20 protein-coding genes are annotated in these 24543 nt (G+C 66.3%); 4 read left to right on the top strand and 16 right to left on the bottom strand.

Features of this window, described 5'->3' with window-relative positions; translation table 11 throughout:
* Nucleotides 1–4: 4 nt before the first annotated feature.
* The 13 genes from COW1_RS01550 to COW1_RS01490 all read right to left on the bottom strand — a co-directional run bounded on the left by COW1_RS01550 (nucleotide 5) and on the right by COW1_RS01490 (nucleotide 13212).
* Entirely contained in the window at nucleotides 5–2209 is a 2205-nt protein-coding gene (locus tag COW1_RS01550) for a xanthine dehydrogenase family protein molybdopterin-binding subunit (protein ID WP_201345223.1), read from the bottom strand.
* Complete coding sequence (locus tag COW1_RS01545) at nucleotides 2206–2679, bottom strand: (2Fe-2S)-binding protein (protein WP_201345222.1); 474 nt, start codon at nucleotides 2677–2679, stop codon at nucleotides 2206–2208. The genes COW1_RS01550 and COW1_RS01545 overlap by 4 nt, the downstream gene beginning before the upstream one ends.
* Nucleotides 2680–2758: 79 nt before the next feature.
* Nucleotides 2759–3694 carry an aldo/keto reductase gene (locus tag COW1_RS01540; RefSeq protein WP_201345994.1) on the bottom strand — a complete coding sequence of 312 codons (936 nt, stop codon included), beginning with the start codon at nucleotides 3692–3694 and terminating at the stop codon, nucleotides 2759–2761.
* 5 nt (nucleotides 3695–3699) lie between these two features.
* Complete coding sequence (mltF, locus tag COW1_RS01535; RefSeq protein WP_201345221.1) at nucleotides 3700–5064, bottom strand: membrane-bound lytic murein transglycosylase MltF; 1365 nt, start codon at nucleotides 5062–5064, stop codon at nucleotides 3700–3702.
* 224 nt (nucleotides 5065–5288) lie between these two features.
* Nucleotides 5289–5675: a glutaredoxin gene (locus COW1_RS01530; RefSeq protein WP_201345220.1), complete on the bottom strand. Its 387-nt coding sequence runs from the start codon at nucleotides 5673–5675 to the stop codon at nucleotides 5289–5291.
* Between the two features lie 180 nt (nucleotides 5676–5855).
* The gene (locus tag COW1_RS01525) at nucleotides 5856–6134 is read right to left on the bottom strand and encodes an MTH1187 family thiamine-binding protein (RefSeq protein ID WP_096366797.1); all 279 of its coding nucleotides are present in this window, start codon (nucleotides 6132–6134) and stop codon (nucleotides 5856–5858) included.
* Nucleotides 6135–6150: 16 nt separating this feature from the next.
* Nucleotides 6151–6546, bottom strand: a complete 396-nt coding sequence (locus COW1_RS01520; protein WP_096366798.1) for an HIT family protein — start codon at nucleotides 6544–6546, stop codon at nucleotides 6151–6153.
* Between the two features lie 82 nt (nucleotides 6547–6628).
* The gene (locus COW1_RS01515) at nucleotides 6629–9133 is read right to left on the bottom strand and encodes a glycogen/starch/alpha-glucan phosphorylase (protein ID WP_242466471.1); all 2505 of its coding nucleotides are present in this window, start codon (nucleotides 9131–9133) and stop codon (nucleotides 6629–6631) included.
* A gap of 8 nt (nucleotides 9134–9141) precedes the next feature.
* Nucleotides 9142–9609: a hemerythrin domain-containing protein gene (locus tag COW1_RS01510; RefSeq protein ID WP_096366799.1), complete on the bottom strand. Its 468-nt coding sequence runs from the start codon at nucleotides 9607–9609 to the stop codon at nucleotides 9142–9144.
* Nucleotides 9610–9683: 74 nt separating this feature from the next.
* Entirely contained in the window at nucleotides 9684–10472 is a 789-nt protein-coding gene (locus COW1_RS01505) for a dienelactone hydrolase family protein (RefSeq protein WP_096366800.1), read from the bottom strand.
* 69 nt (nucleotides 10473–10541) lie between these two features.
* The gene (locus COW1_RS01500; RefSeq protein WP_197702949.1) at nucleotides 10542–11096 is read right to left on the bottom strand and encodes a hypothetical protein; all 555 of its coding nucleotides are present in this window, start codon (nucleotides 11094–11096) and stop codon (nucleotides 10542–10544) included.
* Nucleotides 11083–12369, bottom strand: a complete 1287-nt coding sequence (locus tag COW1_RS01495; protein WP_096366801.1) for a hypothetical protein — start codon at nucleotides 12367–12369, stop codon at nucleotides 11083–11085. The genes COW1_RS01500 and COW1_RS01495 overlap by 14 nt, the downstream gene beginning before the upstream one ends.
* A 111-nt stretch (nucleotides 12370–12480) precedes the next feature.
* Nucleotides 12481–13212, bottom strand: coding sequence for a BON domain-containing protein (locus tag COW1_RS01490; RefSeq protein ID WP_096366802.1), 732 nt, complete (start codon nucleotides 13210–13212; stop codon nucleotides 12481–12483).
* Nucleotides 13213–13387: 175 nt separating this feature from the next.
* On the opposite strand from COW1_RS01490, the gene COW1_RS01485 reads away from it, so the two are divergent.
* Genes COW1_RS01485 through COW1_RS01470 form a run of 4 tightly spaced genes read left to right on the top strand, consistent with a single transcriptional unit; the run spans nucleotide 13388 to nucleotide 17968 of the window.
* Entirely contained in the window at nucleotides 13388–13642 is a 255-nt protein-coding gene (locus COW1_RS01485; RefSeq protein WP_096366803.1) for a DUF4212 domain-containing protein, read from the top strand.
* A 7-nt stretch (nucleotides 13643–13649) separates the two neighbouring features.
* Entirely contained in the window at nucleotides 13650–15428 is a 1779-nt protein-coding gene (locus COW1_RS01480; RefSeq protein ID WP_096366804.1) for a sodium:solute symporter family protein, read from the top strand.
* A gap of 18 nt (nucleotides 15429–15446) precedes the next feature.
* Nucleotides 15447–17294 carry a putative nucleotidyltransferase substrate binding domain-containing protein gene (locus COW1_RS01475; protein ID WP_201345219.1) on the top strand — a complete coding sequence of 616 codons (1848 nt, stop codon included), beginning with the start codon at nucleotides 15447–15449 and terminating at the stop codon, nucleotides 17292–17294.
* Complete coding sequence (locus COW1_RS01470) at nucleotides 17294–17968, top strand: exonuclease domain-containing protein (protein WP_201345218.1); 675 nt, start codon at nucleotides 17294–17296, stop codon at nucleotides 17966–17968. Before COW1_RS01475 ends, COW1_RS01470 begins: the two co-directional genes overlap by 1 nt.
* An 89-nt stretch (nucleotides 17969–18057) precedes the next feature.
* Here the strand turns inward: COW1_RS01470 and COW1_RS01465 are convergent, their stop codons facing one another.
* From COW1_RS01465 to COW1_RS01455, 3 genes are all read right to left on the bottom strand, one after another.
* Nucleotides 18058–20925, bottom strand: a complete 2868-nt coding sequence (locus tag COW1_RS01465; RefSeq protein ID WP_201345217.1) for an EAL domain-containing protein — start codon at nucleotides 20923–20925, stop codon at nucleotides 18058–18060.
* Between the two features lie 168 nt (nucleotides 20926–21093).
* Nucleotides 21094–22944 carry a bifunctional diguanylate cyclase/phosphodiesterase gene (locus tag COW1_RS01460; RefSeq protein WP_201345216.1) on the bottom strand — a complete coding sequence of 617 codons (1851 nt, stop codon included), beginning with the start codon at nucleotides 22942–22944 and terminating at the stop codon, nucleotides 21094–21096.
* A 21-nt stretch (nucleotides 22945–22965) separates the two neighbouring features.
* Nucleotides 22966–24477, bottom strand: a complete 1512-nt coding sequence (locus COW1_RS01455; protein ID WP_201345215.1) for an HDOD domain-containing protein — start codon at nucleotides 24475–24477, stop codon at nucleotides 22966–22968.
* Nucleotides 24478–24543: the final 66 nt, after the last annotated feature.

The following is a 24543-nucleotide window of genomic DNA, read 5'->3' as shown; positions in this document are numbered from 1 at the left end:
TCGATCAGACCGCCAGCTGCAGTGGCAGCCGGTCGAAGTCCTGCCCGGTGAGTACGCTCAGGGCGTTGGCCACCGCCGGTGCGATCACCGGCGTGGCCGGCTCGCCCACACCGGTGGGCGGCTCGGTCGAGGGCACGATATGCACCTCGACCACGGGCATGCGGTCGATCCCCAGCACCTCGTAGCCGTCGAAATTGGACTGCACCACCTGCCCGTCCTCCAGCGTGATCTCGCTCATCAGGGCCGCGGCCAGGCCGAAGGCCATGCCGCCTTCCATCTGGGCACGGATATTGTCGGGATTGACCGCCACGCCGCAGTCCAGGGCAATCACCACCCGCTCCACATTGATGCGTCCGTTGTCGCCGATGCTGACCTCGGCCACCTCGGCCACGTAGGAGTTGAAGGACTCGTGCACCGCCACCCCGCGTGCCCTGCCCTCCGGCAGCGGCCTACCCCAGCCGGCCTTCTGTGCGGCCAGTTCCAGCACGCCGAGGTGACGCGGATGGTCCTTGAGCAGCCCGCGGCGGTAGTCGACCGGATCGCGGCCGGCGGCGCGGGCCAGTCGGTCGATGAAGGTCTCGACGGCGAAGGCGGTGTGGGTCGAGCCTACCGAGCGCCACCACTGCACCGTGACCGGCAACTCGGTGGTGACCAGGTCCACCTCGAGATTGGGAATGGCATAGGGCAGATTGGCCGCGCCCTCCACCGAGGTGGCGTCCACCCCGTCCCTGACCATGCCGCCCTCCATGACGGTCCCGGTCATGATGGACTGTCCCACGATGCGGTGACGCCAGGCGACCGGCATGCCCTCGCCGTCCAGACCGGCCTCGAGCTCATGGTAGTAGAACGGCCGGTAGTAGCCGCCGAGCATATCGTCCTCGCGGGTCCAGACCAGTTTCACCGGGGCCTTGCCCGAGGCGGATTTCACAATATGCGCCGTCTCCACCAGGTAGTCCGAATGCGGATTGGCGCGCCGGCCGAAGGAGCCGCCGGCATAGAGCATGTTGATCTTCACCTGTCCCGGCTCCAGGCCCAGCACCTGCGCCACGTTCTGCTGGTCGACGGTCTGGAACTGCTCGCCGTTCCAGATCTCGCAGCCGTCCTCGGTGAGTTGCATCACGCAGTTGAGCGGCTCCATGGCGGCGTGGGCCAGATAGGGCATGTGCATGGCCGCGGTCAGGCGGGTGGAGGCGCGCTCCAGCGCGGCGGCGGCATCACCCTCGCTGCGCGCGACCGCCGCGGGTCCCTGCGCCCTGCCCCGGTAGTCGTCCAGGATCTCACGACTGCTCATGCGAAAGGCAGCGGATTCGTCCCACTCCACCTTGAGTGCTTCACGACCCTTGATGGCGCTCCAGGTATTATCGGCGAGGACGGCCACGCCGGTCGGGATCCCGACCACTTCGGTGACACCCTTCACCTGCTTCGCCGCCGCAGCGTCGTAGGCCTTGACCCTGGCCCCGAAGCGCGGCGGATGCGCCACCACCGCCACGCGCATGCCGGGCAGTTGGATATCCTGGGTATAGACGGCGCTGCCGTCGAGCTTGGCCGCGTTGTCCAGTCGCGGCAGGAAGGTCCCGATCAGAGTGAATTCTCCGGGCTCCTTGAGCAGGACCTCCTCCGGTACCGGCTGCGCGGCCGCGGCCGCGGCCAGTTCGCCGAAGCGGGCCGTGCGGCCGCTGTCGGGATGGCTGAGCTCACCCTTGCTGACCCGGATCTCACTGGCCGGCACGCCCCATTCGGCCGCGGCGGCCTGCACCAGCATATGGCGCGCCGTGGCGCCGGCCTGGCGCATCTGGGTGTAGGCGTTGGCGATGGCGGTACTGCCGCCGGTGCCCTGCAGTTTGCCCCAGTTCAGATTGTTGTAGCGCTCCGGATCGGCCGGCGCCGGCACCGGCACGATCTGCGACCAGTCGGCGTCGAGTTCCTCGGCCACCAGGGTGGCCAGCCCGGTGAAGGTGCCCTGCCCCATCTCCAGGTGCTTGATCACCACCTCGACGCGGTCGTCAGGCAGGATGCGAACGAAGGCGTTGGGCTCGAATTCGGCCTCGGGGGCGACCCGCGCCCCGGCCTGACCGGGACCGGCGGTGCCCGTATCAGCTTCGGGCTCGCGGCCGCAGCCGGGCAGGTACAGGGCCAGGGTCAGCCCGGCGCCGGTGGACAGGCTGCGGACCAGGAACTGGCGGCGGGTCAGGCTGAAGGGTGCGTTCATGCCTCACCTCCCTGCGCCCGGAGTGAGGCGGCCGCCTGCTTGATCGCCTGACGGATGCGGGCGTAGGTGTTGCAGCGGCACAGATTGCCCTGCATGGCGGCGTTGATGGCGGCGTCGTCCGGTTCGGCATTGCCGTTCAGCAGATCGATGGCGCTCATAATCTGGCCGGACTGGCAATAGCCGCACTGGACCACGTTCAGTTCGGCCCAGGCCGCACGCACCGCGCGTGCCGTGTCGGAATCCACCCCCTCGATGGTGGTGATGGCCTTGCCCTCGGCCGCGCTCACCGGGGTCACGCAGGACGGCAGGGTGTGGCCGTCCATGTGCACGTAGCAGGCGCCGCAGCGGGCAATGCCGCAGCCGTACTTGGTGCCGGTCAGGCCCAGTTCGTCGCGCAGCGCCCACAGCAGCGGCATGTCGGGATCGACATCCAGTGAGCGCGGCTCTCCGTTGACAGTGAGTTTGATCATGAACGACTCCCCCGATATTGATATTCGACCTGGTGCATGAGTATAGAAGGCGGAACGGTCCCCGTCTGTCCGTTACACGCTACAGCCCGGCGACATGCTCTGCAATCCGCCGCCGCAGGGCCGCGTCCGGCAGCGTGCCGCAGCCCGCGCCCAGGTTCTCTCGCAGGTGATCCACCCGCCGGGTGGCCGGGATGGCGCAGGTCACGGCGGGATGCGAAACGATGAATTTGAGCAGTACCTGGGCCCAATTGTCACATTCGATCTCGCTCGCCCAGCCCGGCAGCGGCGCATTGCCGATATGCTCGAACAGGGCGCCGCGGCGAAACGGCCGGTTGACGATCACTGCCATGCCGCGGTCCCGGGCCAGCGGCAGCAGCGTCTGCTCGGCTTCCCGGTCCAGCACGTTGTAGGTGAACTGGACGAAATCCAGCGGCGCGCGCTGCATGATGCCAATCAGTTCCTGGTGGCGGCGGCCGTGGGAGGTGGTCACGCCAACATAGCGGATCTCGCCCCGCGCCTTCATGGCGAACAGATTGGGCAGGTGGGTCTTCCAGTCCAGCAGGTTGTGCACCTGCATCAGATCGAGCCGCGGCAGGCCCCACAGCGCCTTGGAGTGTTCCATCTGGACATAGCCTTGGCGGGCGGTGGTGGTCCAGACCTTGGTGGCGCCGAACAGGCCGCGATGATGGCCGATACGCTGCAGACAGCGGCCGATCACCTGTTCCGAGGTGCCGTACATGGGCGAGGAATCCACCATGCCGCCGCCCGCCTCGAGCAGGGTGCGCAGCACGGCGGTACGCTGCGCCAGCGCGCTTTCATTGCCGGGGTCGATACCGAAGGTCAGCCAGGTGCCCATCCCGATGACCGGAATGGCCGCATCGCTGCCCGGAATGGGGCGGGTGCGCCGGGGCTCGCAGCCGGCGTGGACCGGGCGCAGGGCGAGTGCCGCGCCCAGCCCGGCCAGCCCCTGCAGGAAGCGGCGGCGGTCAGAACGCACCGGCCACTCCCGCTGCAGCGTTTCTATTCCAGGTGATTCTCCAGTACATGCCGGTATTCACGGATACGTTGCACGTAGCGGACAGGTTCGGTGCCGCGGGCATAACCGTATTTGAGATCCTTGTAATATTCCTTCTTCGCCAGCAGCGGCAATACCTGCTTGAGGTCGCGCCAGTGATGCGGACTCAGATCCAGACGCCGCGCCAGGACCTGGGCATCGTGCATGTGGGCCCGGCCGAGGTTGTAGGCCGCCAGTGCCAGCCAGAGGCGGTCTTCGCCCGTCACCTCATCGGAGAAGCGCTCCATCATCCGCGCCAGGTACCTGGCGCCGCCGAAGATGCTCTGTTCCGGGTCCAGCCGGTTCTCCACCCCCATCGCGCGGGCGGTGCTCAGGGTCAGCATCATGATGCCGCGGACCCCGGTGGGCGAGCGGGCCCGGGCATTCCAGTGGGATTCCTGGTACCCCTGCGCGGCCAGCACCGTGTAGGGCAGCCCGTATTCCTCCGCTGCCTGCCGGAACAATCCGCGGTATTCGGGGAAGCGGGCATCGATACGGCGGATGTAGGTCCGGATGTCCACATAATCGAACACCTCGAAGAAACCATAGTAACGTTCCTGCAGGCTGGCAAGGCGGCCGCTGGCGGAGAAATCCTCAAACCAGTCGTGCACTGCGCGCTGCAGTGAATCGTTGCCGCGCGCAAGCATCCAGCCCAGGGACTGGGCGCGGGCGAGGTTCATGGGCGTGATCAACTCGGGAAAGTAGCGGCGATTGATGTCGACAATGGTGGAATCGGCCACGGTGCAGTCCAGCTCGCGCTCCCATACGGCGCGCAGCAGCTCTTCGGTAGTGCGCTCTGCAGTCTCCTGCCATTCCAGCCGCGGATGATCCTGCCGCAGCTGCTGCAGCCGCCGGCTGTAGCTGCTGTCGGCGATCACCTCAAGCTCGAGCCCGACCAGTTCCTCCACCGTCTCCGGCTGCACATTGTCGCGCCTGCACACCACCTGCTGGGTCACGTCCTGGTAGGCCGGTCCATAGGCGAACTGTTCGCGGCGACTGTCGAGGCGGGTCAGACCGGCCGCGGCCAGATCGCCCTCGCCCGCCTCCAGGGCCTGCAGAATCTCGGGCACACCGGCCTTGACGCGGTATTCGGCCTCTACGCCCAGATGGGCGGCGAAGGCCTCGACCATGTCGTGTTCGGGACCGGTCGGCGCGTCGTCACGGCCGATGTACCAGGTGGTGGGGGCGTTGCGGGTGAGGACCACCAGTTTGCCGGACTCGCGGATCGACGCCAGGTCCCGGTAGGCAATGCCGGAGTCCGGGGCCCGGCTGCAGCCCGGACTCATCAGCAGCATGACCAGCGGCAGGAGCAGAATGGCTCTGAAGTACATGGTTCCTCCTCACTCGCGGCAACAAGCCGGAGAGGCTTTCGACCGAGGTGTCAGGATACATCGCGACACCCAACGTCATTCACGCGCAGGCGGGAATCCACAAACCCTCGCGGTGGCTGGATCCCCGCCTGCGCGGGGATGACGTAAGTGGTACGGGGGAGGCGATGTTTTTGGGTTTGCAATCAGTATTGCAGCCCCCCGCATACCAGACCAGAATAACCGGATCAGCCGAAGCGGCTATGCAGGTACTGGTTGATGGCATCGGACTCGTACAGCCAGGTCACGCTGCCGTCGTCCTCCTCGATGCGCAGGCAGGGGACCTGAACCTTGCCGCCGCCGGCTTCGAGCGCCTGCCGGTGCCCGGGGTCATGCTGGGCATCGCGCAGTTCGATGTTCAATGCCAGCGCCCGCAGCGTGCGCCGCACCTTGATGCAGAAGGGACAGGTCCGGTACTGGTACAGTGCCAGACGGCGGGTGGCGGCATCCACTTCGGCCTGCTCGGCGGCACTGCGTTCGATCGGCTGGGCACGGCTGAGCTTTTCCCCCAGCAGCATGAAAGGACCGAGCACGGCGCGCACGCCGCGGAAGAAGAATCGGATCAGTTGTCGCATGCGGATATTTTCATGATGATTTGATTTGAATTTATTCAACGCAGAGGCGTAAAGGCGCTAAGAACGCAAAGTAATTATTATTAACAAACAAACTCCTGAATGGTATTCATATACGTTCAGAACCTTTGCGTCCTCTGCGCCTTTGCGCCTCTGCGTTGAGAGATTTGGAACACAATCAGATCACAACCGCTTGCCGGCCAGGGTCGGGGGCTTGTCGGTGCGGGTCTCGAGCTTGAGATAGCTCACCAGCCGCACCGTACCCTCGGCGTGCAGGGCAGCGTGCACCTCCTGCACCGCCGCCAGGATGGCAGCGAGCTCGCCCTGGATGTTGGTGCCGGAGGCGTGGGTCTCGATGAGGAAGTCATGCCCCTGCAGCAGTTCCATCACGCGCATGATCTGGGGCCGGACCGAGACGCCGGTGCCGATGGGGACCACCTGAAATTCCGCTGTCGCCTGCATATCCGCCTCGCCTGCTTCAGGCACTCTGCTGCTTCACGTATTTCTGCTTGTCCGGGATCACGCCGCGCACACCGCCGCGCGGGTTTTCCATGTCGCCCCAGTAGCGGGGCATGACATGAATGTGCACATGCATGACCGACTGGCCAGCGGCGGGCCCGCAGTTCACGCCCACATTGTAGCCGTCCGGCTGGCGCTCGCGGTCGTTGAGCGCCTTGCACTCGTCAACCAGTTCCATGACGGCGATCTTCTCTTCCCGCGTCATGTCGAAATAATTCGCCACATGGCGCTTGGGCATGACCAGCATATGACCGGGCGAGACCGGATAGGTGTCGAAGCTGGCCCAGGCCAGTTCATTTTCCAGCACCTTGTCGTGCTGGCGGCAGAACAGACAGGTTTTTTCCGATTCAGACATGGAGCATTCACCGCTTGCTTGAAATCCAGCGCGGCATTATACCCCATTCGTTCCCGGAGAAGGCAGGTCCCGGGCAGGGTCTTTACAGGGCCTCGGGCGGCGTGGCCTCGAGTTTCCAGATATCGCGGTTGTATTCCTGCATGGTGCGGTCGGTGGAGAAACGCCCGCTGCGGGCGCTGTTGATGATGCTCATGCGGGTCCAGCGCGCCGGATCGCGATAGGCCGCAGCGGCCTGCGCCTGGGCGTCGGCATAACTGCGGAAATCGGCCAGCGTGAGCCAGGGATCGTCCGGGCTGGTCAGGGCCCGGATCAGGGGGGCGAACAGACCGGGTTCACCGGGACTGAACCGCTCGTCCTGCAACAGTTCCATCACCTGCTGCAGGTCAGGATCACTGTCGATGATCGCCTGCGGGCGGTAGTCGGCGCGGGTGGCGGCCACCTCTTCGGCGCTCAGGCCGAAGCGGAAGAAATTATCATCACCGACCTCGTCCAGGATCTCGATGTTGGCGCCGTCGTAGGTCCCGATGGTGATGGCGCCGTTCATCATGAACTTCATGTTGCCGGTCCCCGAGGCCTCCTTGCCGGCGGTGGAGATCTGCTCCGACAGGTCCGCGCCGGGGCAGATCAGTTCCATGCTGGAGACGCGGTAATTGGGCAGGAACACCACCCGGAGACGGTCGCCCACGTCCGGATCGCCATTGACCACCCGGGCCACATTGTTGATCAGCCGGATGATCAGCTTGGCCATGGCGTAGCCCGGTGCCGCCTTGCCGCCGATCAGTACGCAGCGCGGGGTCCAGTCGGTGGTGTCGCCGCGCTTGATGCGGGCATAGAGATGGATCACGTGCAGGCAGTTGAGCAATTGGCGCTTGTACTCGTGGATACGCTTGACCTGGATATCGAACAGGGCTTCGGGATCGAACACCACCCCGGTCTCGTCCCGGACCAGCGTCGCCAGACGTTGCTTGTTGAACTGCTTGACCTCGCGCCAGCGGCGCTGGAAATCGGCGTCTTCAGCCATGGCCTCGAGTTGCCTGAGTTGGGCAAGGTCAGTCACCCAGCCATCACCGATGCGCTCCGTGATCAGGCGATTCAGCTGCGGATTGCACATGGCCAGCCAGCGTCGCTGGGTCACGCCGTTGGTTTTGTTGTTGAACTTCTCCGGCCATAATTCGTAGAAGTCGCGGAACAGTCCTTCGGTGAGCAGCCGCGAGTGCAGGCCGGCCACGCCGTTGACCGAGAAGCTGCCGACGATGGCCAGCCAGGCCATACGCACCATGGGCGTGTCGCCCTCCTCGATCAGCGACATGCGCTGCAGCCGGTCGGCATCGCCGGGCCAGCGCCGTCCGACCTCGTCCAGGAAACGGGCATTGATCTCGTAGATGATTTCCAGCAGCCGCGGCAGCAGCTTCTCGAACAGGTATACCGGCCACCTCTCCAGCGCCTCCGGCAACAGGGTATGGTTGGTGTAGGCCATGGAACGGGTGACGATGGACCAGGCCCGGTCCCAGTCCAGGCGCTGCTCATCGACCAGCAGCCGCATCAGCTCGGCCACGGCGATGCTGGGATGGGTATCATTGAGCTGGAAGCAGTTGCGTTCGGCCAGCTGCTCGAAGTCAGTGCCATTGAGCCGCAGGTGGCGGCGCAGCACGTCCTTGAGGCTGGCCGAAGCCAGGAAATACTGCTGGCGCAGCCGCAGTTCCTTGCCGTTCTCGCTGGCGTCGTTGGGATAGAGCACCATGGTGATGTGCTCGGCATCGTATTTGGACTCCACGGCCCGGTCATAGTCGCCGGCATTGAAATCGTCCAGGTCGAACTCGTCGGTGGAACTGGCTGACCACAGGCGCAGACTGTTGACGGTGTCGTTGCGATAGCCCGGCACCGGTACGTCGTAGGGCACGGCCAGCACATCGTGGGTGTCGACCCAGCGCACCCGCTGCTGTCCATCCTGATCGCGGTAGAACTCGGTACGCCCCCCGAAGTGGATGCGCTGGGTGTACTCGGGCCGCTCCAGTTCCCACACATGGCCGTCGCGCAGCCAGTGATCGGGCTCCTCGACCTGGCGGCCGTCGACGATCTCCTGACGGAACATTCCGTATTCATAGCGCAGGCCGTAGCCCAGCACCGGCAGCTGCAGGGTGGCGCAGCTGTCGAGGAAGCAGGCCGCCAGCCGGCCCAGACCGCCGTTGCCCAGCCCGGCATCATGCTCGGCCTCGGCCAGTTCCTCCAGGGCGATGCCGTAACGGTGCAGGAGTTCGCGTATGGCGTCGGTGATATCCAGGTTGAGCATGGCATTGCCGAGCGCCCGGCCCATGAGGAATTCCAGCGACAGGTAGCAGGTGCGCCTGGCATTGCGCTTCTCGTAGGCCGCCCGGGTGGCCTTCCAGCGCTCCATCAGGCGGTCGCGCACGGCATAGGCCAGGGCCTCGTACAGGTAATGATTGGTGCAGTGCTGCCGGTCCCGGCCCAGGGTACGATTGAAATAGCGCAGGAAGTCCTCATCCAGGGCCGGACCCTCCATCGCCAGCGGCGGCAGATCGGTCAGCTCGGGATGGACGGTGAGGATATTGGAACGATCCTGCTGCATGGACGCGGTCAGAAGGACCACTCCCGACGGTTGTCCGACGGCTGCATGCGATTGAGCCGGGCCATGGCCTCGTCGCGGCGCGCCAGCAGGGTGCTGTCCCCGAAACGGCTGAACACCTCTTCCTCGTAGGCATCGTGATCGAGCATCATCCGATACAGCGGCTCGAGCGAGGCCTCGAAGTGCTCGGATTCGCGGTGCCTGAGCACATAGGCGAGATCGTGCAGCATGCGGACAATGTCGTCATGGTCCTCGACCAGGCTGTCGATATCCTCGCGTGAATCGGCTACCGTCTCGCGAAACATGGGATAAAGAACCTCGTCCTCGATGCGCATGTGCAGTTTGAAGTCCTCCACGAATTCCCGGAACAGGCGCTCGGCCTCCTCCCACCGACCGGCGCCCGCGGCCAGTTCCACCTCGCGCAGGGCAGTCTCGTACTTGCGATGGTCATGGACCAGCCAGTTGTCGGTGGTGTTCATGGCGCCTCCCGGGGTATCCGTCCTACTCGGTTGACTATAACAAATGCGGGCCGGATTGCACGGTCCGCTGTCGGCTAGCGCGCAAACACCTCTGTCAGCAGGGCCTTCATCTTCTCCCAGGAATCCCGGTCGGCCGCGGCGTCATACACCAGCGGCAGGTCGAATTTCTCCCCCATCGCGTCCGCGCCCGGATTGGTGAAGCTGTGCTTGACCCCGGGATAGCTGACGTAGGTATAGGCCGCGCCGGCCCGCTCCATCTCGGCGACGAAGGCCTGGATCTGTTCCAGTTTGACGAAGGGATCGGCACCGCCGTTGGCCACCAGGATCTCGGCCTGGATCACGCCCGGCCCGGCCGGATTGTCGGTGGTCAGGGAACCGTGGAAGCTGGCCACGGCGTCCAGCGGCAGGCCGCGGCGGGCCATCTCCAGCACCATGCCGCCGCCGAAGCAGTAGCCGATGGCGGCGATGTCATCCTCGCGCACCAGCGGATGCTGCTGCAGCCGCTGCATGGCGGCACGGAAGCGGGCCTCGGCCGCAGCCAGGTTGGACCTGACCTCGCCGGCGAACTTGCCCGCATCCTCAGGGTGGTCGGCGCGTTTGCCCTGGCCGTACATGTCCACCGCCAGGGCGACATAGCCCAGTTCGGCCAGCTGCCTGGCCCGATCGCGGGCATAGTCGTTGTGTCCCCACCACTCGTGTACCACCAGTACGCCCGGACGTTTGCCCTTGACCGCCTCGTCATGAGCAATGTAGCCGTGCAGTTCGGTGTCACCGCTGGTATAGACCACTTCCTCGCCGACCACTGCAGCCCCGGCCAGGGGAGCGGCAAGCAGCGCGGTCAGCACGATCAGAAAACGTCTCATGGCACCCTCCGGATGGTGTTGGTATTGCCCTGGATTGTAGCCGGGAATGCAGCGAACCGCACAGCGGAATCAGTCCGCTTCCAGGATGCGGCGGCGGATGCGCTGCTCTTCCGCGTCGCTCAGCAGCCCTTCGTCGTGCAGTTCCTGGATTACCCGCAGCTGACGCAGGCGGCGCTGGGCGGGAGACTCCACTGCCGCCTTCGGGGATGGCGCGGGGGCGGCGCCCGGGCGGGCCGGCGCCGCTCGGGCAGCGGGCGGTTCCAAGGCCGGCACGGCGGGGGCGACGGCGCCCGCAGACGCTCCGCAGTCCAGCTGCGCCACGATGCCCTGCTCGATATCGCTGCGCGTCACCCGCCGGCGATAATCGGTACAGCCATCCTTGCGCAGAATGATGATGCCGTAGAGATCGACATCCTCCGGCGGGTAACTGTTGGGATAGATATCGCGCTCGGACAGGGTCAGGGGCGTGGTGCCTGCGCGGCCGGCGATGGTGAAGACCTGGGCCCCGGCCGGTTCGGAGTCGACGCGGAAGCGCTCCACCCCGAACGCGGCCGGCGCCTGACTGCCCAGACCCAGCGCCAGCAGCGCGGCAAGCGCGCGGCGCGGCAACTCAGAAGGCCGCATCGAATCCGAACAGGAAGTAGTGCTCGCGGCTGAGATGGCCGGTCCAGTACTGGCCGGTCTTGTCTTCCTTGTCCTGCAGATCCACATTGAGCTCGGCGATGCCCTTGACGTTGCGCATGAAATAGTAGGACGCGGTCAGCGTCAGGCTGTTGATGTCGATGCCTTCGTAGATGGTGTCGGTGTCATCCAGGTCGTTGGCATCGGCGTAGTTGTACAGCAGGGAATACGCCCAGCGGTCGTTGGGGATGTAGTCAACGCCGGCGAAACCGCCGGACCATTCATAGTCCCGATCCGGGCCGCCGTCGATGAAGCGGTCCCAGCGATTGTGCAGGAACTGGGCGTACCAGTGAATGTCCGGGCCGATGCTGCCCGAGGCATCCAGCCCCCAGACCTCCTTGTCGCGGTTGTGCAGCCCCTCGTCCAGCCCGGCCGGGCCGGTGATGCTGCGCTGCTTGCCGGTCAGGCCGAACAGGCCGACATTGACCGGACCGATATCGGTCCCGAGCCGGCCGAAGGCGGTCTTGCTGTTGTCGTTGTCGAACATGTTGTCGGGCCGGTTCAGGCCGGGGCTGTTGAGATCGAAGCTGCTGCTCACCCCGTTGCCGTTGACCAGGCCGAGCGAGGCCTCGACCGGGCCGAGGTCGCGGCCGAACAGCACGCCGCGATCATAGGTGATGCCGGCCAGGCGGTAGGCCATGTAGTCCTGGAACGGCAGGCGCACCTCGCGCGGAAACATCAGATCCGAAATCTGAAACTGACCCAGCATCAGGCTGGTACCCGTGCCGAAAATATCGTCGTGCTGGAACCAGGCGTCCTCGACCACCACCTCGCCGTTACCGCCCTTCTCGGCGAAGATGGCATAGAAGTAATAGGTGATGTGGTCGCTGAGCGGTGCGCTGGACAGCAGCTTGATCAGATAGGGCGATTGGAAATCGGTGGTGGCCGAACGGCTGCTGCCGTCCAGCGGGTTGATGTTATCGGCCTGGCGCGCCTGCATGTAGGCCTGGGCGCGCACCGCCAGCGGCAGTTCCTTCGGCAGGGCCAAGCGCTCGTCGCCGCCCGACATCGTTCCGTCCTTCCAGTTGGGCAGGCGCATGTTGTTGGCTGCGAAGTGCTCCCCGAACTGGTTCAGCCTGGGGAAGGCCGAATGGCAGGCGGCGCAGCTCATATCGTACTTGCGGGCGAAGGCCGGCATGGCATCGGCGTCGGCGAACACGCCGGCGAGGAGGAAGATGCCGATGGCGGCAATGAGGCGGTGGAATGAAACAGTCATGGCCCGGTTCCCTGATCTTGTTGTCGGACTGCGAGAGCGCGCAATTTAAGCGCGGTTGGGGATCGCGCGTCAACGTCGGCTCTCCGGTCCCGGCGTTGCCATTGACCCAGATCAACCATGCGTCTGGATCCGGTCCTGCACCTCATGCACGCCCAGCACATACCAGGCATCCAGCTTGGCCAGGCGCTTCTCCTCGCGGCTGGAGACCGAGCCCTGCAGGATCACCCGGCCGTCGCGGGCCCTGACACTCAGCTGTTCGGCGTGCACCAGCGGATCCTTTTCCAGCACGATGCGCACGGCATCGGCCAGTTCCCCGTCGTTGTCACGCTCCGCCGGCACCACCCGCAGGTCATTCTGTACATCCTCGCAGCCGCCGGACCACCAGGCCAGGACATCCGCCAGGCGTCGATGGGTCAGGCTGCCGACCTGGCCGTGCAGCCCGACCACCCCGTCGGCGGCCTCGATCTCGATCCAGCCGCGCTCGCCGTTGTGACCCTCGCGGATGCGTTCGGTCACGCCGTTGCGGGTCACGCACAGCAGATAGTCGTTGAACGCCGATTCCTGGCTGAGGTTGCGCACCACCTCGTCGCGCAGCGCGCCGTCCTCCTCCACCTGGGCCGGCACCACCCGCAGGTGGTCCAGCACCGGCATCTGGTGGGCGATGCGGCGCACCACGGCCGCAGCACAACGCTTGGCGGCGATATTCTCCACCTCGCCTTCCAGAATCAGGCCGGAGTCGCGGTGGATGACCCGGATGGGATAATGGTGCATGTCGATTTCGGGATGATTGGCCAGCGCCGCCATGACCAGCCGCACCAGCCGATTGGAAGAGTTGTTGTCCATAAGGCCTCCCAATGCCGTCTTCTGCCTTCAAGTATAGGCCAGTCTGCAAGCGGGGCCGGATACCGGAACCGCGGCGCCCGCGCAGCCGCTCCCGCCCACGGCCGCGCCGGACTACCGGATTGATTTCAATTGTTTTACATTGACCGGGCCTGGGGCCACCACGGGAGACAACGCCATGCAGGACCCTGCCCGCGCCTACTGGAAGGCCAACCTCCGCCTGGTCGGCCTGCTGCTGATCATCTGGTTTCTGGTCTCCTACGTGTTCGGCATCCTGCTGGTGGAGCCGCTGAACAGCATCCGCCTGGGCGGCGTCAAGCTGGGCTTCTGGTTCGCCCAGCAGGGCTCCATCTACACCTTCCTGGTCCTGATCTTCGTCTACGCCATCGGGATGAACCGCCTGGACCGCCGCTTCGGCGTACACGAGGACTGAAGCCGCCATGGAACTGCAGACCCTGATCTACCTGGTGGTGGGCGCCACCTTCCTGCTCTACATCGGCATCGCCATCTGGGCCCGGGCGGGCAGCACCGGTGAGTTCTACGTCGCCGGCAAGGGCGTGCACCCGGTCGCCAACGGCATGGCCACGGCCGCGGACTGGATGTCGGCGGCCTCCTTCATCTCCATGGCCGGGCTGATCGCCTTCAGCGGCTACGACGCCTCGGTCTATCTGATGGGCTGGACCGGCGGCTATGTGCTGCTGGCCATGCTGCTCGCCCCCTACCTGCGCAAGTTCGGCAAGTTCACCGTGCCCGAGTTCATCGGCGAGCGCTACTATTCCCAGACCGCGCGGCTGGTGGCGGTGGTGTGCCTGATCGCGGCCTCCATCACCTATGTCATCGGCCAGATGAAGGGCGTGGGCGTGGCCTTCGGCCGGTTCCTGGAAGTGGAGTTCGAGACCGGGGTGCTGGTCGGCATGGGCATCGTCTTCTTCTATGCCGTGCTCGGCGGCATGAAGGGCATCACCTACACCCAGATCGCCCAGTACTGCGTGCTGATCTTCGCCTACACCGTGCCGGCCGTGTTCATCTCGCTGCAGCTCACCGGCACCCCCCTCCCGCAGCTGGGCCTGGGCAGCGAACTGGCCGGCAACGGCGCCTATATGCTGGACAAGCTGGATCGGATCATCACCGACCTGGGCTTTGCCGCCTACACCGAGCAGAAGGGGTCGACCCTGAATCTCAGTCTGCTGACCCTGTCGCTGATGATCGGCACCGCCGGCCTGCCGCACGTGATCATCCGTTTCTTCACCGTGCCGAAGGTGCGCGACGCGCGCTACTCGGCCGGCTGGGCGCTGCTGTTCATCGCCATCCTCTACACCACCGCGCCGGCGGTCGGCTCCATGGCCCGGCTCAACCTGACCGAGACGGTCCAGACCGGGCCGGTGGGCGAGCCCGGGGCCAACCTGCTGTATGCGGAGCGACCGCAGTGGTTCCGCACCTGGGAGACCACCGGGCTGCTGGCGTTCCAGGACAAAAACAACGACGGCCGCATCCAGTACTACAACGAAGCCGATCCCGACTTCGCCGAACGGGCGCGGCAGTGGGGCTGGGAGGGCAACGAACTGGTCACGGTCGACCGCGACATCATGGTGCTGGCCAACCCGGAAATCGCCGGGCTGCCCAACTGGGTCATCGCCCTGGTCGCCGCCGGCGGCCTGGCCGCGGCACTGTCCACCGCGGCGGGGCTGCTGCTGGCCATCTCCTCGGCCATCTCGCATGACCTGCTCAAGGGCGTACTCATGCCCGGCATCTCGGAGAAGCGCGAGTTGCTGGCCGGGCGTCTGGCCATGTTCGGCGCCATCGTCCTGGCCGGTTACCTGGGCATGAACCCGCCCGGCTTCGCCGCCGAGGTGGTGGCGCTGGCCTTCGGCCTGGCCGCCTCCTCCATCTTTCCGGCGCTGATGCTGGGCATCTTCCACAAGCGCATGAACCGCGCCGGCGCCGTGGCCGGCATGCTGGCCGGACTGGGCGCGACCCTGGTCTACATCTTCGTCTACAAGGGCTGGCTGTTCATCCCGGGCACCAACAACCTGCCCAACACGGCCGAACACTGGCTGCTGGGGATACAGCCCGAATCCTTCGGTGCGGTCGGCGCCCTGATCAATTTCGCCGTAGCCCTGGTGGTGGCGCGGGTCACCGCCGCCCCGCCCGAACACATCCAGCACCTGGTCGAGGACATCCGGGTGCCGCGCGCGGCCATACTCACCGCGCGGCGCTGAGCACGGCAGGCGGGAAGCATGGAAGTCGAACTGCTCGAGATCCGGGACTTTCTCGCCGCCCATGCGCCCTTCGATGTGCTGAGTCCGGAACTGCTGGAGGTGCTGCCGCGCCAGCTGGTCGTGCGCTATCTGCGCCGCGGCAGCCCCTTTCCCCCCACCGACGCCGGAGACGCCGCCCTGTACATCGTGCGCAGCGGCGCCGTCGAACTGCGCGACAGCGACGGCACCCTGTCAGACAAGCTGGGTGAAGGCGACCTGTATGCCGGTTTGTGTGAAGCCGACTCCGCCGGCACCGGCGTCACGGTCGAGGACAGTCTGCTGTATCTGCTCGACTGCCGGGCCCTGGCCAGTCTGCGCGAGGCCTCGCCGGCCTTCGACCGCCAGTTCGCCGCCGACCGCGCCGAGCGCCTGCACCGGGCGAGCGCACCGCGGGCGGCCGCGGGACTGGATGTACTGAGCGTGAAGGCGGCCGACCTGCTCCACCGCGAGCCCGTGACCCTGGACGGCGACATGAACATCCGCCAGGCCGCACAACTCATGTCGGCCCAGCGGGTTTCCTCGGTACTGATCACCGAGGGCGAGGGCCTGGTCGGTCTGATCACCGACAGCGACCTGCGCCACCGCTGCCTGGCCAGGGGCCTGGGCGCGGACAGCCCGGCGCGCAGCATCATGACCCCGGACCCGGTCACCCTCGACGGCGAGGAGGTGCTGGCCGAGGCCCTGCTGCGCATGACCCGGCTGCAGGTCCATCACCTGCCGGTGCTGATACGCGGCCGGCTCGCCGGCATGCTGACCCTGTCCGACCTGGCCCGGCACCAGGGCGGCAGCCCGGTGCTGCTCGCCACCGACATCCAGCGCGCCGCCGACATCGAGACGCTGACCGCGATCAGCCGCCGGCTTCCTGAACTCCAATTACAGTTAGACAATGCCAATACCCGGGCCGCGCATATCGGTGCGGCCATCGCCTCGATCACCGACGCCCTCACCCGCCGGCTGCTGGAACTGGCCGAATCCCGGCTGGGATCGGCACCGGTGCCCTATGTCTGGGCCGCGGGCGGCTCCCAGGGCCGGCAGGAACAGACGGTGCACTCGGATCAGGATCATGCCCTGATCATCGCCGATGAGCTGAATGCGCCGGACAGGGAATACTTCACCGAACTCGCCCGCTTCGTCAGCGACGGCCTGAACGCCTGCGGTTTCCCCTATTGCCCGGGCAATGCCATGGCCAGCAACCCGCAGTGGCGCCAGCCGCTGCAGGTATGGGGCGACTGTTTCACCGGCTGGATCGAACGGCCGCAGCCGCAGGCGCTGATGCACGCCAGCATCTTCTTCGACCTGCGCGCCGTCCACGGCGAGGCCGCACTGCTGCACACCCTGCAGGAACAGGTACTGGCACAGACCCGCGCCAATCGCATCTTCATTGCCCACCTGACCGCCGCCGCCCTGCAGCACCGCCCGCCGCTGGGGTTTTTCCGCAATTTCGTGCTCATCCATGACGGCGAGCACGACGCCACCCTGGATCTCAAGCGCCGCGGCCTGCTCCCGATCGTCGACCTGGCCCGGGTCTATGCCCTGTCCGAGGGCATCGGCGCGGTCAACACCCGCGAGCGCCTGGAGGCGGCCATGGCCGCCGGCGCCCTCGGCCGTGACCTGGGCGAGAGCCTGCTGGATGCGCTGGAGTTCATCGCCGGGCTGCGCATCCACCACCAGTCGGACTGCCTGCGCGCCGGTCGCGCACCCGACAACTATCTGCCGCCGGATACGCTCTCCGCTCTGGAACGCAGCCACCTCAAGGACGCCTTCCGGCTGATCCAGAGCCTGCAGGCAACCCTCGGGAACCGCTACCAGGCGGGGCGCTTCGGCTGATGTGGACGCGGCTGCCCGGTGCGGACCTGCGCCGCCGCTGGCTGCGTCGGCGGCTGCCACCCAATCCCCTGCAGGCCTACCTGGCCGCGCCTCTGCCCGCACCCCGGGCCCGCTGTCGGGAACTGGAATTGCTGGCCCTGGACATCGAAACCAGCGGCCTGGATCCGGCCCGTGACCGCATCCTGAGCCTGGGGACGGTGGTCATCCGTGATCTGGCCGTCCAGCTCGACAGCGCCTGGTACCGGCTGGTACGGCCGGGCCGGACGCTGACAGAGGACAACGTCCGCATCCACCACATAACGGACGACCAGGCAGCGGCCGGCCTGCCACTGCGCCTGGTCCTGCCCGAACTGCTGGAACAGCTGGCCGGCCGGGTACTGCTGGCGCATCACGCCGCACTGGAGTTGGGCTTTCTGAACCGGCTGTGCCGGGACTGGTACGACGCCCCGCTGCTGACCCGGGTGGTCGATACCCAGACCCTGGCGCGGCGGCGTCTGCAGCGCAGCGGCCAGGCCTTCCGCGGCCGCGATCTGCGCCTGCCCAACCTGCGTACCGAACTGGGGCTGCCGCGCTACCGTGCCCACCATGCGTTGAGTGATGCCCTGGCCACGGCGGAGTTGTTCCTGGCGCTGCTCCCGGACGCCGACTGCCGGTTGTCCGAGGTGCTGTGCTGAAGATCGGTCGGGGAGATACAAACGCAGAGGGCGCAAAGGCGCTGAGAGGCAAAGAATGCCATGCGCGTTGGATGCGCAACAGGCGAGCCTCAGGCCGGGACATCCGCCTCGGGTGTCGCCACCCGCTGCGCCCGCAGCAATTCAGTGATTTCTTCTGCCGGCAGCGGCCGGCTCAGCAGATGACCCTGCACCAGATCGCAGCCATGCTGACGCAGGAACTCGAGCTGGGCCTGCGTCTCCACGCCCTCGGCGATGACGGTACGGTTGAGGTTGTGCCCCAGGGCAATGGTGGCGGCAACGATGGCGGCATCGTCCGAGTCGTGGGTCAGATCCATGACGAAGGAGCGGTCGATCTTGAGCCGGTCGATGGGGAAGAGCTTGAGGTAGGCCAGGGAGGAATAGCCGGTGCCGAAGTCATCGATGGCCAGATGCACGCCCATGGCCTTGAGCGCACGCAGCATGGTCACGGTGGCATCGCCGTTATCCATCAGCACCGTCTCGGTCAGTTCCAGTTCCAGCCGGCCGGCGTCGAAACCGGTCTCCTCCAGGGTGCGTGAGATCACCTCGATCATGTCCTGGCGCTGGAACTGGCGCGAGGAAATGTTCACCGCGATGCGCTGCAGCAGCAGTCCCTGCTCCCGCCAGGCCACCCCCTGCTCGCAGGCCGCGCGCAGCACCCGGTTGCCGATGGGCACGATCAGGCCGCTGTGCTCGGCCGTAGGCATGAAGCGGTCGGGTCCGATCAGGCCGTGGACGGGGTGCTGCCAGCGCAGCAACACCTCCAGCCCCACCAGGGTGCCGCCGCCCAGATCCCACTGCGGCTGGAAATACAGCAGGAATTCGTCGCGTTCCAGCGCCTTGCGCAGTTCGTTTTCCAGCTGCAGGCGGTCATGCGCCTCGGCGTTCATCTCGGGGGTGTAGAACTGCTCGCTGTGCCCGCCCTGGCGTTTACTGCGGTACATGGCGATATCGGCATTCTTGAGCAGGGTGGCGGCGTCCTCGGCATCGTCGGGATAAAGACTGATGCCGATGCTGGCAGTGACCGCGGTATCCTGACCGGCCAGCTGGTAAGGCCGGGCCAGCACTTCCAGCAGGCGCTCGGCCAGTTCGCCCACCCGCTGGAAATCGTCGGCATCGCTCAACAGTACCGTGAATTCGTCGCCGCCCAGCCGGGCCAGCTGATCATCGCTGCGCACGTTCTCGTCCAGGCGCCGGGCCACGTCCTGCAGCAGCTGGTCGCCGACGTCATGTCCTAACGTGTCATTGATGAGCTTGAAGTTGTCCAGGTCCAGAAAGAAGATGCCGATCCTGGCCTGCTGGCGATGGGCATGCTGCAGGGCATGATTGAGCGCCGAGGTGAAGGCCGAGCGGTTGGCCAACCCGGTCAGTTTGTCGTAGTTGGCCAGTTCGAACAGGCGTTCCTCGACCTGCTTGCGCTCGATGGCGATGCCGGCCAGATGGGCGGCGCCGGTCAACAGTTCCAGGTCCTCCGGGCGGGGGGAGGCCACTTCCCGCTGGTAGATGCCGAAGGCGCCCAGCACCTCGCCGGCGGCGGACTTGACGGGCTCGGACCAGCAGGCGCGCAGGCCCGCGGCGGCGGCCGGTTCGCGCAGACCATCCCAGTAGGGGTGGGTCATGATGTCCTCGACGATGACCCGCTCGCCGGTGTAGCTCGCCGCACCGCAGGAGCCGACCCGGGGCCCGATCTCCAGGCCGTCGACCGCCTCGCAGTAATGCTGCGGCAGGCTGGGCGCGGCGCCGTGGCGCAGGTGCCGACCGTCCGCATCCAGCAGCAGGATGGAACACACAATGCCCGGACGTGCGGCCTCGGTCTCCTCGAGCAGGACATAAAGAATGTCCTGCAGCGGCTTGCCGGTGGCCAACTGCTCCAGGACCCTGCCATGGCCACGGCTGATCCGTTCGGCCCGGGTGCGCTCGCCGATCTCCCGCTCCAGGGTGGCGTTGGCCTGGCGCAGTTCGCGGGTTCCGGACTGGATGCGGTCTTCCTGCTCATTCAGCGTCTGCTGCAGTGAGTGCCTGGCCCGCTCGCGTTCGCCGATCACCGCCCCCAGCAGCAGGCCGGTCAGGCTCAACACCAGGATGTAGCCCTGCAGCAGCCAGACCGACTCCAGACCCGAGTCCCGCACGAAGGGCCCGGCGCCGTGGACGGTATTCCACAGACTGGTCAGACTCAGCAGGAACACCAGAACGGCGGTACCGCGGATGCCGCTGCGGAAGGCCGCCCAGGCCAGGAACGGCAGGGCCAGGAAGCTCAGCGGCAGACCGCTGCCCGGCGTGTTCAGCCAGCCGCCGAAGGCGCCGTGCGTCACGACCAGGGCCAGGGCGATGATCAATGCCGATTCCAGCAGGCGGCGGCGGTTCCAGCCGCGGCCACCGACGTCATGCCAGCTGAGCAGTAACGGTGCCAGGGCCAGCGCACCGGCGGTGTTGCCCAGGCTCCAGATCCACCACATCAGGCCGGCGTCGTTCCAGCTCACCACCCCACCGAGGATCAGGGCGCCGACGCCCAGGGACGCGCTCAGGCAGGCGACGGCGGTGAACACGGCCAGCGCGAACAGCATGACGGTTCGCGCTCCCGCCAGGGGGTCGCCGCTGCCGCTCAGCCGCCGGAACAGCGCGGCACCGACCAGGGCCTCCAGCACATTGCCGGCATCCAGGCTCAGGGCCAGTGCCAGCGGCAGTTCCAGGATGAGGAGATCATGTGCCAGGGCCCCGAACAGGATGCCGGGCCAGACCCGCGCACCCAGGCGCAGCACCGCCGCCACGCCCAGACCGGTGGGCAGCCACAGGGGCGACCACAGACCGATGTCCTGGCTGCTGGAGAGGACGAATTGTGAACTCACCAACGCGGTCAGGAAATAGCCGGCGGCAAGCAGCAGCCAGGCAGCGGCCAGCCCCGCGGGCGTGGTCGGGGCGGGTGGGTATCGAACGTTCAAGGCTTCCCCATGGGACGGCACCGTCGGGCGCCGCTGACAACTCAACGAAAGGAGGTAAAACCTCCAGAAAATATACAGCTTATGACGCCATCCCTGGGTCGCAAGACAGTCATGGACAATACCCGCTCCGGGAGACGCGGGCAAATGCATTCCCCACGGGTCGGGGCATCAGATCCCGGGCGCAGCCAGCGCCGGCAGACTGCCGAGCAGGCCCTGGCTGCTGATGATGATCGGCTTGCCGTAATAGTAGCCCTGGCCCCAGTGGATGCCGATCTCGCGCAGCCGGGCCTCGGTCTCGGCAGACTCGATGAACTCGGCCAGCGTGATGACGCCCAACTGCTCGGCCATGCCCTGAATGCCCTCGAGAATGGCCCTGACCTTGGGCTCGCTCACCCGCCGCACCAGGCTGCCGTCGATCTTGATGAACTGCACCGGCAGGTCGGCCAGATACTGATAGGAGGAATAGCCGCTGCCGAAGTCGTCCAGCGCCAGCCGCAGGCCGAACTCGGTGAAGGGCAGCAGCAGTTCCCGGGCCTGGTCGATGTCGGCCAGCAGCTCGCGCTCGGTGATCTCGATGATCATGGGTTTGGTGTCGCCGATGGCATCGCCGCAGCCCCGGCAGTGCTCGCAGGCCGCGGCCAGGATCTCTTCGACCAGCTCGCGGTGACGCAGCAGATCGGCGGAGATGTTGACGAAGTGATTGAGCCGGTTCATGCCGGTCTTCAGCCCGGTCACGCAGTGGCTGAAGGCCTGCATCAGGATAGTGTGATCGATCCGGTGCAGCAGCTGCAGCTGCTGGGCGGCCTCGATGAAATCGCCGGCCGGAATGATGTCTCCATCGGGCGTGATCAGCCGTGCCAGGGTCTCCTCGGCCACCACCTCGCCGGTGGCCAGATCCACAATGGGCTGATAGGCCGCCACGATGCGCCGCTCGCGCAGGGCGGCATCGAGCATGTTGCCCAGGCTGTGCACATGCTGCTCGACCCGGCTGGCGCACACCACCCGGTCACGGCCGCTGCGCTTGGCCTGATACAGGGCGGAGTCGGCCGTGGCGATGAGCTTGTCCAGCGACTCACCATCCCCGGGGTAGCTGGCCACGCCCACGCTGACGGTGACCTGCAACTCACCCGAGGACACGGCAATGGGGGTTTCCCGCACAGCGCGGCGAATGCGCTCGGCCAGGGTCAGGGCGGTCTCGCAATCGGTCTCGGGCATCAGGCAGATGAACTCCTCCCCGCCCCAGCGGCCGAGATAATCCTCGTTGCGCAGTACCGCGTGGGCGGCATCGGCCACGCAGCGCAATACGATATCCCCCTCGCGATGGCCCAGCCGGTCATTGACCAGCTTGAAGCGATCGATGTCGAACAGCAGTACCGAGAACGGCAGCTGGCGGCGTTGGCTGCGGGCCAGTTCGCGTTCCATGCTTTCCTGGATGCCACGCCGGTTGAGTACACCGGTGAGCAGATCATGCGTGGCGAGATGAGTGAGATTGTTCAGCAGCGCAGCCTGCTCCAGCGAAGCATTGCCCAGGTGCACAAAGGCCTGGAACAGTGCCATGCCGACCTGCTCGAAATAATCCGGCCGGTCGGCATACAGCACGATCAGCCCGTTCAGGCCATTGCCCGCCCGCCCCAGAGGCAGGGCCAGCAGGCTGCGCAGACCGGCCGCGCCCGCCGCTCCCCCGCTGGCGGGGATGTTGCCGCTGACCGCCTCCCAGCGGCGGATGGCATCACGCACCGGACAGTGCTCGGCCGCCTGCGGGCTGCGCGGTACCTGTACCGCCTCGGCATAGACCGCGGCCGGGCCGACCGCATACTCCGGATGCAGGATGGGCGTATCCAGCTCGCCCAGCACCAGCCAGGCCAGCTGGATGCGGGGACTGGCGGCCGGCAGGGCATCGCAGATGGCACGGAACATCATGGCCGGATCGGTACTGCGCATCATGCCGGCGGTGGCGGTGAGCAGCGCCCGCGACAGACGCAGGCGTTCGTCGACGCTGTCGATCCCGCTTGCGCTCATATCCGCCTCCGACACCTGCGCCTACCTGCCCTGATACAGCAGCGACAACGCCATGTTGGCCTGCTGCCCGAAATGCCTGAAACTGGAGTAATCGTCCTCGCGCAGCGGCCGCCGGCTGGGCAGACGGTCGGCATAGAACAACCCGATGGCCCGATTCTGGATCAGGATCGGCATGGCCATGAACGGCGCCTCGCCGGTCACATAACGGACCTCGTCGGTGACCAGACCGAGCAGGCGGGAATCGCTCTCGCGTGAAATCCAGCAGGGTTCGTGGCTGTCGAGCACGTGCAGAAAGATGTTGGCCTTGACCGGCGACACCTCGAAGGCGAAGTGCTGGCGCAGCGCCTGCTGGTCCCATCCCAGCACATAGCGGGCCTTGAGCTGGCTGCGGTCGCGGGACAGCAGGGCGAACAGGGTGCGGTCCATGCCCGCGCCGCGGTAGATGCCTTCCAGCACCATCTCCAGCATCAGGTTGAAATCGAACCGCCCCTCGACCAGCGAGGTCACCTCGCGCAGGATCTTGAGTTGCAGCATGGGATCGGGTTCTGGGAAGCGGTTGATCTGTCCCGGTTCATCCTCGGCCTCGCGGCGCACCCGCGCCCGCGGCTTCTGCGGCAGCGGGATCAGTTCCGAGGCATCGCCGGCACCGAAGCAGGCAGCGACCTTCTGGGCTTCGCCGGCATTCCTGACCACCATCTGCTCCACATCATTGACCGGCAGGTACAGATTCTCCGCCAACCGGCTCAACAGCTGCTTCATCTCCGGCGTGTCCCAGCCCTGCTCGGCGGTCAGGGCCAGTTCGCGGGCCAGTTCCACGTTGCTCACGCGCGGATCGGCTTCGCCTTTGCCCTCCAGGGCGTTCTCCACCAGGGTGCCGAGGCGCCACTCGCGGGCCAGTTGCAGCGACAACTCATCGAAGGCGAAACCCAGCAGTTCGCGTTCCAGCGCCACGGGGTCGGCGCCGGGCTGCTCCAGTTCGGCATTGAGCCGGTCGGCCACCTCGCTGGCATGGCCCCAGAAGGCCAGCCGCCCCAGACTGAACAGCAGGGTGGCGATGAACACCTCCTCGGGGGAGCGGTCGCGCCGCTGCTGTGCGAAGGCGCGCGCCTGCACCGCGGCATGGAAAGCCCGCGCCATGTCCGCCGCCAGACGCGCCTTGTTCGCCCCCCTGGCGGCCGACTCCACCACCGCGATGGACAGCGCCAGGCCGCGCACGGCATCGAAGCCCAGCAGCACCACCGCGCGTGAGACAGTGCTGATGCTCTTGGCCTGGGTGTTGTAGTAGGGACTGTTGGCGATGCGCAGCAGCTTGGCGGTCATGGCCGCATCCTGCAGGATCACGTTGGCCAGTTCCGAGGCCGAACTCTGACGGTCGGCCGCCATCCCCGAGATCGAGCGCAGGGTATGGGTGAAAATGGGCATGCCCTGCTGGCTCAGCACATCGACCCATTCGGCCAGGTTGCGCGGATTCTTCGCGTCAGGCTCGGGCGTGGACACCTGGGCGTCGGCCTGCAGGATTGCATCATCTGCCATAATGGACTCGGGAGGGGTTTAACGGCTTATCATAATATGTCGGACAGCAGCGCAAGGGCTTGAACC

Source organism: Thiohalobacter sp. COW1 (assembly GCF_016629505.1).
GTDB classification, from domain to species: Bacteria; Pseudomonadota; Gammaproteobacteria; order Thiohalobacterales; family Thiohalobacteraceae; genus Thiohalobacter; species Thiohalobacter thiocyanaticus_A.
The sequence above is the reverse complement of the archived record's forward strand: the minus strand, read 5'-3'. Positions and strand labels throughout refer to the sequence as shown.